Annotated in this window: 7 protein-coding genes; 2 read left to right on the top strand and 5 right to left on the bottom strand. The window is 59.4% G+C overall.

Annotation, left to right across the window (positions count from 1 at the left end; genetic code table 11):
- Positions 1-285: 285 nt before the first annotated feature.
- A complete protein-coding gene (locus tag ACUUL3_RS05540) occupies positions 286-2076 on the bottom strand; it encodes a PAS domain S-box protein (RefSeq protein WP_448555356.1) in 1791 nt (596 codons plus the stop codon).
- A 259-nt stretch (positions 2077-2335) separates the two neighbouring features.
- On the opposite strand from ACUUL3_RS05540, the gene ACUUL3_RS05535 reads away from it, so the two are divergent.
- Positions 2336-3250, top strand: coding sequence for a TIGR01777 family oxidoreductase (locus tag ACUUL3_RS05535; protein ID WP_448555354.1), 915 nt, complete (start codon positions 2336-2338; stop codon positions 3248-3250).
- 40 nt (positions 3251-3290) lie between these two features.
- Here ACUUL3_RS05535 and ACUUL3_RS05530 read toward each other — a convergent pair whose 3' ends face one another.
- The 3 genes from ACUUL3_RS05530 to ACUUL3_RS05520 all read right to left on the bottom strand — a co-directional run bounded on the left by ACUUL3_RS05530 (position 3291) and on the right by ACUUL3_RS05520 (position 8377).
- Positions 3291-3764 carry a chemotaxis protein CheX gene (locus ACUUL3_RS05530; protein ID WP_448555352.1) on the bottom strand — a complete coding sequence of 158 codons (474 nt, stop codon included), beginning with the start codon at positions 3762-3764 and terminating at the stop codon, positions 3291-3293.
- A gap of 196 nt (positions 3765-3960) precedes the next feature.
- Positions 3961-6126 carry an acetate--CoA ligase alpha subunit gene (gene acs, locus ACUUL3_RS05525; protein WP_448555350.1) on the bottom strand — a complete coding sequence of 722 codons (2166 nt, stop codon included), beginning with the start codon at positions 6124-6126 and terminating at the stop codon, positions 3961-3963.
- A gap of 79 nt (positions 6127-6205) precedes the next feature.
- A complete protein-coding gene (locus tag ACUUL3_RS05520; RefSeq protein WP_448555348.1) occupies positions 6206-8377 on the bottom strand; it encodes a thioredoxin domain-containing protein in 2172 nt (723 codons plus the stop codon).
- A 304-nt stretch (positions 8378-8681) separates the two neighbouring features.
- Here ACUUL3_RS05520 and ACUUL3_RS05515 point away from each other — a divergent pair, with 304 nt between their 5' ends.
- A complete protein-coding gene (locus tag ACUUL3_RS05515) occupies positions 8682-9554 on the top strand; it encodes an NAD(P)-dependent oxidoreductase (RefSeq protein WP_448555346.1) in 873 nt (290 codons plus the stop codon).
- A 16-nt stretch (positions 9555-9570) separates the two neighbouring features.
- Here the strand turns inward: ACUUL3_RS05515 and ACUUL3_RS05510 are convergent, their stop codons facing one another.
- Positions 9571-11661 (bottom strand): hypothetical protein, encoded by a 2091-nt coding sequence (locus ACUUL3_RS05510; RefSeq protein ID WP_448555344.1) that lies wholly within the window; start codon positions 11659-11661, stop codon positions 9571-9573.

The following is an 11661-nucleotide window of genomic DNA, read 5'->3' as shown; positions in this document are numbered from 1 at the left end:
AAAAGGGGTTACGGCCCTGCCAAACCAGAGGCGCCGGGAGCGGCGAACACCATGGGAACGGTTTCCCGGTCCCGGCCTGTTCCGAGGCGAGACGAAGTCGCGCCCTGGCCGCAGGGTCCGACCAGGGCGCGACTTGGCTATTTTTTCGGCGATTCTACAGGAGGTTAAGCACTTGCTACAATTTAAAAAAAGGCAGTAAAAACATATAGCGGAAATATATGCCGACCAGGGATGCAGCAGGCGGAAAAGCGCGTATCAGATGGGCAAGACGATGGTAGTTTTCTTTCAATAGTTTGTCAGGAGATACACCCTGAGATTGACTTTTTTATTTTTCAGGCCGAGTTTCTTGCGGATATTATTGCGATACACGTCCGCGGTGCCGAGGGAAATATGCAGCAGACTGGCGATCTCCTTGTTGCTGCGCCCCTGCTTGACCAGTTCCGCCACCTGCAGCTCCCTGGGGGTCAGCCCGACCAGCTTGGAGGTGAGCTGCCGGGCGAAGGAAGAGGTCGCTTCCTCGATTTTCCTTCGAATGATATTGACATAGACATGGGCGCCACGGTCCACAAGTTCCAGGTCCAGCTCGTCCAGATAGGGGAAAACCAATTCCTTGAGGTTGGAGACGACCTGCCCCTCCAATTCCTGTCTTGCCTTGCTGCCCTGCTCCAGGAGAACCTTGAGGGCGATATTGGCGTCGTGCAGATCCTGGGATTTTTTCTGCAACTCCAGCAAGGTCGCCTGCTGCTCCTCACTTTTCCTTACCAGATCCCTGGTCCTTTTCTGAACCTGCTCCTCAAGGATTGCCCGGGAATGCCGCAGCATTTCATCAAGCTCCTTCTGCTCGGTTATATCCCGGAAAACGCATAAGGTCTGGACAAGCTCCCCGTTGGCGTCGGTCAACACCTCGCCGTCAAAGGAAACCCACAACCCTGAGCCGTCCTTTTTGAGCATCTCCAGCTCAACATTATTTATCACGCTCTGCCTTCTCAATCTGTTGAAATAGCTCTTGAAAAGCTTTTTTGCCAAAGGAACCATGAAATCGGCGAAGGGTCTGCCGATCACCTCGGCCCTGGAATACCCCAGGGTGTGAAGCCATTTCCGGTTGACATCAACGATTTTCCCATTCCCGTCCAATGATTGGTACGGCATGGGCGCGTTCTGGAACAACAGGCGAAAACGCCTCTCGTTTTCCCTGTTTTTTTCCCTGGCCCTCCGCAATTCCGTAATGTCCCGTCCGGCCACCACCAGGGCATGGCGACTCCCGTCGGGATTAAAAAGCGGAATTTTGACAATATCAAACACCTTTGCGCTTCCATCTGGCCTTGGGATGATTTCTTCGCCCCGGGAGGGCTCCGCCTGCGCCCAGGCCGCATTGTCCGTATCCATGCAGGCCAAAAACGCCTCCTGATAAAACTCGCTGTGGGGGGCGAGTTCCGCATCCGTCTTTCCCTTGTAGGCCACGCCCTCAAGCTGAAAGAGATTGAGATCGAAGTCGTTGGCGAGCAACCAGCGTCCCTGCCCGTCCTTGAGGCAGATTATGTCGGGGATGTTGTTGACTATCGTTTCAAGCAGCGCCTGTTTCCTGCTCAGTTCCTCTTCCGCCGCCTTCTGATCGGTGACATCATCGTAGATGACGCCCAGTTCTCCGCTGGTGAGTCTGAAGACATAGTTCTCCCTCCAGCCGTGGATGCGGTTGTCCCGGTATTGCGAGATGGGAAGATGCTCGGCCTTGCCCGTGGCCCAGACGCGCCGGAGCACCTCAAGAAGACCGATCTCCCCGACGCCGGGAAAGACTTCGCTGACCATCCTGCCCAGAACCTCGCTCCGGCCGACCTTTTCTATCCTTGCCGCCGCCACGTTGAAGTCAACTATCACGAAATCCCTGCCTCTGTCCACGGCCTTGTAGATGACGGCGCCGCTGCGCATGTTGTTGAAAAGAAAACGGTATCTCTCTTCGCATTGCGACGAGGAGAGCGCCCCGGCATACCCGGCCGGGGAAGCGGTCAACTCGTCTATGCGCCGCCGGGCCTCGGCCAGTTCCTCGCTCAGTTGGCTTTTCGTTTTGGCTGCCTTCATTGTCACGTATCGCTTGTGTGCTGTTCATGGTTTTTTAGCAAAATGACCGCCGACAACAGTCGCGCCCCCTCAAGCACGATGGTTTCCCGGTTACCGTCGGTCCGGAATCGCTTCTGGTCATACTATAGGTATATTTCTTTGCCTTGCCTAGCCCAAAGACATTGACTGAGCCCGATCAATTCGCGCAAAATAGAAATCAGTTCCCGTGCTCCGTGCATGGGAACGCTCCATTTATTCCGTCATAATCAGGGGGAGATCCATGAACGTCTTCATCGTCGGTGGCACCGGGTTTCTCGGCAATGCCCTTATCAGGAAGCTGCTGGCCTCGGGACACCGGGTCACCGCCCTGGCCCGAAGCCCGCACAAGCTCAGGCCCTTTCTCTCCGAGATCCGGGTGCTCAAAGGTTCTCCGCTGGAGCCTCATGGCTGGCAACAGGAGGTTGCCCGCCATGAGGTGCTCATCAACCTCACCGGCGCAAACATCTTCAGGCGCTGGACAAAAAAGAACAAGGAGCTGATCCTGGCCAGCCGGCTCGACTCCACGCGCAATCTGGTCGCCGCCATTCCCGAAAATCCTCCGCGGCCCGTCACCCTCATCAATACCAGCGCTTCCGGTTTCTACGGCTTTTGCGGCGACGAAGAGAAATACGAGGACGCCCCGGCGGGCGAAGATTTTCTCGCCACGGTCTGCCGGGCCTGGGAAAAGGAGGCAACCCGCGCCCAGGGGAAAGCCAGGGTCATCACCATGCGCATCGGCATTGTTCTGGGAAAAAACGGCGGGGCGCTTGCCAGGATGCTGCCGGGCTTTCGCCTGGGCGTGGCCGGCAAACTGGGCCACGGCCGGCAATGGTTTCCATGGATTCACCTGGAGGATCTCACCGACGCCATCCTTTTCTGCATGGAAAACAAAGCGATCCAAGGGCCGGTGAACATGAGCGCCCCGAACCCGGTCCGCAACCTTGAATTCACCAAGGCCATGGGCACGGTGCTGCACAGGCCGACCTTCATGGCGGTGCCCGCCTTCCTGGTCCGTCTGGCTCTGGGCGAGTTGGGTTCCGTGGTGCTGGAGGGTTGCAGGATGATGCCGGGGGTGTTGGTTGGCAGGGGGTTTTCCTTCCGCTTCGGCGAGTTGAAAAGCGCCTTGGAAAATATCCTGCGGGAACCAGGGGCATGAGCCGTGGCCCTTGCTTCCGGCCGCGGCGTCTCCCCTTTCCTTAATGCCTGTCCATGAGGTTTGCCTCCAGCACGAAGGTGCCGAAGTCGGTCTTGAAGGGGATGACGATCACCGGGGTATCGGTACGCTGATGGATCTCAACGCCCTTGCCGGTGACCATGGTGGGGGTGGCCAGATTGAAGCTGAGCCCGAGCTTGCCGAATTCCGCCTTGGCGCCGCCACAGATCATGTTGGTCAGCTCGCCCACCGCATCGACGATGTCATCGTCAATCCTGGCCTTGGGCTCCTCCATGAGCATCCTGGCGACAATCTGCAGGATGCAGGCCTGGGGGAAGCTGATCATCATGTTGCCTTCCAGCTTCTCGGACGCCATGCCGATAATCCCGGTCACATCGCCAAAGGTGGCGACCCCTTCCTTCAAATAGGGTTTCTGATTCGCGATTTTGGTCTGCGCCATGGTTTCCAGCACATTCCTGGTGGCATGCAAAAAGGGATTCAGATATTCAGCCTTCATATTTCCTCTATGCCGTAACGATCACATTATCGATGAAGGTGCCGCAACTTGCCCTGTAAACGGAAAGAAAGCAGACAGCCGCCGTGACGTAATAAGATTATTTCCCGATTTCCATATTAGCGTTGATCTTCGAGAAAAAGTCAAGCAAAACAGAATGGTTATCCGCGCCCGGGGAAAACAGGCCGCCTGGCGCATCCTATTCCTGGCGCAGCAGAATACGACAGTCCGCCACTGAACAGCCCTTACCCTGGGCATGCACGATAAGGGGGTTGATGTCGAGCTCGGCGATGGCGGGGTGATCCGTGGCCAGCATGGAAAGACGGATCAGGCACTGCTCAAGGGCATCCTGATCGGCCACCGCTGCCCCGCGGGCGCCGTTGAGCATGGGAAAGGCCTTGATGGAGCGCACCATATGCCTGGCGCCATTATGCCGGATCGGGGCAAGGCGAAAGCTGACATCCTTGAAGATTTCCACGAAGATCCCGCCCAGGCCGAACATGATGAGCGGCCCGAAACTCTTATAGCGCTTGATCCCCAGAATCACCTCAACACCGCTTGCCGCCATCTGCTGCATGTATACCCCGCGGATTTCCGCCTCGGGCACATGGCGCCGCGCCGACTCAACGATGGCGTTGTACGCTTCCCGGGCGGCATCGGCGGTGGCGATCCCGACCCGGACCCCGCCCACATCGGATTTATGGACGATCTGCGGAGAGACGATCTTCATGGCGCAGGCGCCGAAGCGCTCCACGGCCAGGGCAGCCTCCTCGGCACTGGTGGCCAGCTGCGCCGGCATTACCGGGAATCCGTATGCCTTGAGGATCTCGTTCCCCTCCACCTCGCCAAGGTACTGCTGGCCGCTGGCCAGAACCTCGGCAATGACCGCGCCGGCCCTCTCCCTGTCCACCGTAAGGTCAAACTCCTTGAGATGCTGACGGTGCAGCCAGCTGGCATACTGGTACAGGGCGCCCATGGCCCTGGCCGCGCCTTCCGGGAAATGGTAATGGGGAATGCCGTTCTGTTCGAGGATTTCGATGCCCTTGGAGACATCGAGCAGGCCCATGAAGGAGGCAACCACCGGCTTGCCGCTCCGTCGGGCCAGGGTAGGAATAATGGCCGCGGTTTCCTCTATTTCCGTCATGGATTGTGGAGTGAGGATGAAGATGACGCCGTCAACGTTCTCATCGTTCAACACCGCTTTGAGCGCGGCCTGGTAACGGTCGGACCTGGCATCGCCGATCACGTCGACGGGATTCTTGATGTTGGCGGCTGCGGGCAGATGACTGCGCAGCACCTCCATGGTTTCCTCTTTCAGCTTGGCCAGTTGCAGACCGGAATGGATCGTGACATCCGTGGCGATGATCCCGGGGCCGCCGGCGTTGGTGATGATGGCGATGCGGTTGGAGGCGGGCAGGGGCTGGCTGGCCAGGGCTATGGCGAAATCGAAAAGTTCTTCGATGGACTGGGCGCGAAAGACCCCGGATTGCTCAAAAAGGGCATTGTAGACCGCTTCGGTGCCTGCCAGCGAACCGGTGTGGGAACTGACCGCGAGAGCCCCCTCCGCGGTGCGGCCGGACTTGATGGCAAGAATGGGGGTCGGCCGGTCGCCGCCGGTGATTTCCCGCACCGTTTCAATGAACTCGGCGCCATGTCGCAGCTCTTCGACATAGAGCATGATCACCCTGGTCTGCTGGTCATTGTGGAGATAGCGGATCAGGGCGAGTTCGCCGATGTCCGCCTTGTTGCCCACCGAGATGAATTTGGAAAAACCGATATTCTTCTTGGCGGCAAAATCAAGCACCGCGGTACAGAGCGCGCCGGACTGGCTGATAAAGGCGATGTTGCCGGGGTTGGCCTTCCGGCGGGCAAAACTCGCGTTGATGCCCTTTTCCGGATCCGTGTTGATGAGCCCCAGGCAGTTGGGGCCGACCAGGCGGATTCCGTGCTCCCGGCAGACCTCAAGCAGTTCCTGCTCGATTGCCGCCCCGGCCTTGCCGGTTTCCCGGAAGCCTGCCGAGATGACGATCAGCCCCTTGACGCCCTTGGCCGCGGCCTCCCGGGCCACCGCCGGCGTCATGGCCGCCGGGACGATGACCACAGCCAGATCCACGGGATCGGGGATGGCGGCAAGGCTCGGATACGCCCGCACCCCGCAGACGGACTTGGCCTTAAGGTTTACCGGGTAGATGATGCCGTTGTAGTCGCTGTCCAGCATGTTTTTGAAAACAGCCCGGCCGACGCTCCCCTTTCTGCCCGAGGCGCCGACGACCGCCACCGAGGCAGGGGCGAAGATGGCGTCAATGCCGGCAGCCGAGGCGAAACTTTCCAGATCCACGCCGCCCCCTGTCTCTTCCTTGTCCATACCCACTCTCCCCCGACGCCGTCGGCGCCGAAACAAACCGGCCGGACTCCGCCCGGCCGGTTTGGAAAACTTTTTGCAATTACTCGACCCTGACCGTCAACCCGTCGAGACGTCTGACCAGCTCCGCCAGATCGGCGGTGGGCAGCTGGCAGGTGAAATTTTCGCAGAAATAGGCGGTGGCCTTGTTGTCCTGCATGGCAACCCCTGCAAGAGACGGTTGCATCTTTTGAAGAAAAATCTGCCCGGCGGCGCCATCGGCCAGGAGCACGACTTTGTTGGGCAAAAACCGCTTCCGGATCACGGAAAGCATCAATTCGGCATCCGGGCGCCCGAGCTTGCCGGCCAGCACGATCTGCCGGGGCTTCTCCCGGTACAGACCGTAGGCAACCAGCATCTGCGGCAGAATGGAAGGATATTCCCCGAGCCGGGCGGCAAAGGCTGAAATCGTCGCCCCCGCGCGCCGCCGCCAGGCATCGTTGCCGGTGATCCAGGCCAACCGGACCAGATTCAGGGCGCTGATGGAATTGCCGGTCGGCTCGGCGCCGTCATAATCCGATTTCATCCGGACCAGAACCGAGGTATCGTTCCCCGCCGTATCGAAAAAGCCGCCACCCGCCTCGTCGGCAAAAATGGCAATCTGCTTTTCCGTCAGGGCAATGGCCCAGGCGAGCCACTCCACCGCAAAGGACGCCTCGTAGAGATCGATGAGTCCGTTGACCAGAAAGGCATAATCGTCCAGTTGGCCGGCAAGCCCAGCCTCGCCGGCGCGAAAGCGGCGGAACAGCAAGCCGTTCCTGGCGTCATAGAGCTGTGCCTTGATAAAGGCGGCGTTTTTCGTTGCCGCGTCGAGGTAGCGTTTCTCCCCCAGCACCTGGGCGGCCCGGGCCAGGGCGCTGATCATGTGCCCGTTCCAGGAGGTAATGATCTTGTCGTCCCGATGCGGCCCGGGCCGTTTCGCCCTGGCGGTAAGGAGCTTTTCCCTGGCCCGTTCCAGCAACCTGGCAAGTTCCTCCTCGCTTTTATGGAACTTCCTCGCCGTTTCCTCAAGGGGGTGGGCGACATGGAGAATATTCATGCCGCCGAACTCGGCCTGGGGGTCTTCCGGAACATTGCCTCTCTCCTCAACCCCATAGTGGAAAGAAAATATCTCCCCGCTTTCCCGGCCAAGCAGGGAGAGGATTTCCTCCCGCCGCCAGAGATAAAAAAGCCCCTCTCCATGGCGGGCGGGATTGCCGGCCTCGGCACTGTCCGCATCCTCTGCCGAGTAGAACCCTCCTGCCGGGCTGGTCATCTCCCGGAGGACATAATCGATAATATCCTGGGCCACGCTGGCGTAGAAGGGATCCTGCCCGACCTGAAAGGCCTCAAGGTAGGTGACGGCGAGCTGGGCCTGGTCGTAGAGCATCTTTTCAAAATGGGGAACCCGCCAGTATCTGTCCACGGAATACCGGTGGAAGCCACCGCCGAGGTGATCATAGATGCCACCGGCCGCCATCTTCCGCAAGGTAAAAAGGGTCATGGTCAGGGCCTGCGACCCGGGTTTGTCGGCGGCATGGCGAAGCAGAAAATTGAACAGCACCGGGCGCGGAAATTTGGGCGCCCCGCCGAAACCGCCGTACTCGCCGTCGTACTCCCCGACGATCCCCGCAAACGCCTTGGCAAGGATCCCGGCGTCGATATGCTCTTCTCCGGCCGGGCTGTCGCGAAGATGGCTGGTAATGGTCGCCGCGGACTCCAGGATTTTGCCGCGCCGGTTCCGCCAGGCGTCGTCCACGGCACGAAGGACTTCGCCGAACCCGGGCAGGCCCTGCCGCGGCTCCGGCGGAAAGTAGGTGCCGCCGTAAAAAGGCCGCAGGTCCGGGGTCAGAAAAACCGACATGGGCCAGCCGCCGTGCCCGGTCAGAGCCTGTATGGCGGCCATGTAGATGTGATCGAGATCCGGCCGCTCCTCGCGGTCGAGCTTGACGCAGACGAAGTGCCGGTTCAACGACTCGGCAATATTCGGGTTTTCAAAGGATTCCCGGGCCATGACATGGCACCAGTGGCAGGTGGAATAGCCGATGGAAAGGAAGATTGGCTTGTCCTCGCTCCGCGCCCTGGCAAAGGCCTCTTCTCCCCAGGGCAGCCACTGCACCGGGTTAAAGGCGTGCTGGAGGAGGTAGGGGCTTTTCTCGGCGATGAGCTGGTTGGCGGTTTTCCCCAGCGCCCGTTGCTCGGCCAGAAAGGTTTCAATGGTAGTGAGGTTTGTCATGGCCAGCACCTTTTGCCCGGCAAAGGGGGAAACGGAGAGCGTGGTCAAACGGCGACCAGTGGACCGACGGAGAAAAAAACGCTTTCCCGCTCCGGAAAATCCTCTTTCCATGCCCTGGGGGATCACGAAAACAATCTGGGCGGCACCGTAAATTCAGGCGCTCTTCTTCCAATTGTAGGAGGGAATTCGCTCCTGTCAAATGGTAACTTGGCAGAGGTTGGGTTATAATGGCTTATTGCATTGGACACACCGACCCGCCGATGGCGGGAAAACACTATAAAAACAAGCAGACAGGGGTTGGACGATGGGCGAAAAAATCGGCTTTATAGGCTTGGGAATCATGGGGCGGCTCATGGCCGCCAACCTGCTCCGGAAGGGACATGCGGTGATGGTCTACAACCGAACCGCGGGAAAAAGCGAAACATTGGCCGCCCTGGGGGCAGAGGTGGCGAAGAATCCCGCGGAAATCGGGAGCTGGGCGGAGAGCACCATTCTGATGCTCACCGGTCCGGAGGCGATCACGGCGGTTTTAGAGGGGCCGGACGGCTTTCTCGCAACCTGTCCGCCGGGGCGCACTCTCATCAATATGAGCACTGTCTCCCCGGACTACAGCCGCGCTCTGGCCGACCGTCTGCGGGAAAAAGACCTCACCCTGCTCGACGCGCCGGTTTCCGGTTCGAAGAAGCCCGCCGAGGAAGGCACCCTGGTCATCCTGGCCAGCGGCCCCCAAGAGATTGTGCGGACGCAGGAAGCGCTCTTTCTGGCCATGGGCAAGAAGGTGGTCTACTGCGGGGAGGCCGGCATGGGTTCCGCCATGAAGATGGCCATCAACCTGCTGTTGGGCATCATGATGGAAGGGCTCTGTGAGGCCGTGGCCTTTGGCGAGAGGTGCGGCCTTGCTCCCGAGCTGCTGCTGGACACCATCCTCGCCGGCCCCCTGGGCTGCGGCCTCTACGGCCTGAAAACGGAGATGCTCAAAACAAACACCTTCCCTCCCCAGTTTCCCCTCAAGCACATGGCCAAGGATATCAACTTTGTCGTGGAGACGGCCAGGGACCGCAAGGCGCAAATCCCGGTCGGCGAGGCGGTGGCAGCGCTTTACAATCTCGGGCTCGGCAAGGGTTTGGGGGAAGAGGATTTCGCCGCCGTAAAAAAGCTCCTTGCCAAGACCGGGTGAGGGCCCCCGCCTTCGGTCAGCCCTCGGTCATGGAGCGGATCGTCAGGGCCAGGGCAAATAAAGGCGCCAGCAGCATGTTGATGACAAACATGCAGTTTTTCTGGATGCGGGGGTCCTTCACCAGCCGGACAAGCTCCGGATCCAGAGAATCCGCGAGCAGCAGGGTGATGACCGGCAGGGAGACAAAGGCGATGACGCTGAAAACCAGCTCCGCGACCAGGAGCTTTTTGAGGAAGGTTTTCAGGGTATCCAAGGCGAGTTTGAGGCGCTGCATTCCCTCGCTCATCTTCTTTAAGGTATCGAGCAGCGAGAGGCCCTGATCAAGACGCGCCTTTGCGGTGGCCAGATTTTCGCCGGCAATGCTCCGCGCCTCCACGAACTTTCGCTTTGCCGCCGTCAGGGTGGTGAGGAAATCACGGAAAAACGGCTGATAGGAATACTCCTGCCAGTAACGGCTGAAATCCGCCCACCTGATGGCCGCCTCGTCAACCTGTTCGTTCAAAAGATCCAGTTTTGCCTCCCGCAGACGGGGGCTGGCCATGGTCAACGCCTTTGCTTTTTCCGCGACATCGAGCAGATCATAAAAACTTTTGCGGGCGACCTGTTCTTCCAGGTGGGCAAGCGCCTTCAGATTGGCGGCCAGGTCGTCATCCTCCTCGCCGAACCAGACAGCCAGGTCGGCGTACTCGGTCTGGGCCAGGGAAAAATTCTCCCTGGCCTCCTTGTTCTTTGTTTCCAGCACGGAAGAAAGAACGTTTTCCACGAGGCTGCTCATGGGCAGCAGGGCCGGGTCCATGAGAGTGGCCATGAAATACCGGCGGTCGCTGCCGGCGAGCTTGCGGATCAATTGAACGGCGTTCTGCCCGGCCCCTTCCCCGGCCTGATTCTGAATGATGCGATAGAGCACTTCCTGGCAATCGGCATAGAGACTGGCAACGGACTGCACCAGCTGCTCGGCTTTCCAGGCGTGGCCGGAAAGGCTGTGGAACCTGGCAAGCAGCAGACTGACATAGATCTTTTCCTTTTCGGTGCCGGCCATGCTGCCGGCCATTTGCAGAAACTGGGCCATGTCGCTCAACCGGCCACGCTCCATGGAAACAAAGGCCTGACCGATGGTGGCATAGAACTGTTTGCCGCCCATGGCCTGACTCTCCGCCGTCAGCAGATCAAAGGCTTCCTTGTGTTTGCCCACCCGCAGGCAATCGAGGCCGCTATGGAGGGTGCGGCTGTCCACCTTGACCCGGTCGAGTTTGCCGCTGCCATCCCAGCCAGGGTGGATGGAAAATGCCGTATAGGCGAGAAAGCGCGGCTGGTAGATGAGGTAGATGTCAAAGTAGGCGAGAAAGACCTGCAGTGCCGGATCCTTGCGGATCATCCCGGGGTCAAGGCCGGCGGCCAGCGCTTCCTGCATCTTTTTGAACTCCGCCATGATCTTCTGGAACAGGGCGTCGATCTGCGGCAGGGGCAGATACCCGACCAGATGGATCCCCCGCGTTTCCATGGTGAGAAGCTTGCTGGGGCAGTTGGCAGGCACATGGTTCGTCATCCCGCAGTAAAAGCATTCCTTGAACTTGCCCCTGGCGGCGAGATATCTGCCGGCGAAAAGCTTTTCCCGCCGGATCTGACTGACATCTCCGGAAAAATTGAGCTGGAACAGGCCCGCATCCATGTCCCTGAACTGGTGGGCGGGCAGCTTTTTACCGGCAACGAGCTGCTCCCATTGCAGCTTAAGCGGCCGGGTCACGTGGGGAATCTCCGGCGGCAAGGCGTTCCAGAGGGAAGAGGTCGCGTCGCGAAATTCAGCCGGCGGATCCTTCCTGCGCTGGAGATGAAAGATGATCTGCAGAGGTACCGGTCCCCATTCCGCCTTCCATCGTTGTTTTTTAAGGGCCGTCAGGCTTTCAAAAAACGAAGTGAGCGCGGCATAGGGTTCATCGTAATCGAGCAGCAGGAGCTGGTCGCTGCTGTCAGCGGCCTCCATGCCCACCTGCATGAGAAGATTCCGGAGGGTCTGGAAAAATTCCGGCCACTGTTTCCGCAGGAGCTTTTCCCCGAGATGGTGCATGGGGTGAACGGCCAGCAGCGATGAGATTTTGACATCCTTCAT

The organism is Thiovibrio sp. JS02, from assembly GCF_053485635.1.
The sequence above is the reverse complement of the archived record's forward strand: the minus strand, read 5'-3'. Positions and strand labels throughout refer to the sequence as shown.

Coding starts and splice junctions, on each gene's coding strand:
- ACUUL3_RS05540 (WP_448555356.1), bottom strand. CDS start 2,076: ATGAAGGCAGCCAAAACGAAAAGCCAACTGAGCGAGGAACTGGCCGAG.
- ACUUL3_RS05535 (WP_448555354.1), top strand. CDS start 2,336: ATGAACGTCTTCATCGTCGGTGGCACCGGGTTTCTCGGCAATGCCCTT.
- ACUUL3_RS05530 (WP_448555352.1), bottom strand. CDS start 3,764: ATGAAGGCTGAATATCTGAATCCCTTTTTGCATGCCACCAGGAATGTG.
- acs (WP_448555350.1), bottom strand. CDS start 6,126: ATGGACAAGGAAGAGACAGGGGGCGGCGTGGATCTGGAAAGTTTCGCC.
- ACUUL3_RS05520 (WP_448555348.1), bottom strand. CDS start 8,377: ATGACAAACCTCACTACCATTGAAACCTTTCTGGCCGAGCAACGGGCG.
- ACUUL3_RS05515 (WP_448555346.1), top strand. CDS start 8,682: ATGGGCGAAAAAATCGGCTTTATAGGCTTGGGAATCATGGGGCGGCTC.
- ACUUL3_RS05510 (WP_448555344.1), bottom strand. CDS start 11,661: ATGAAGGATGTCAAAATCTCATCGCTGCTGGCCGTTCACCCCATGCAC.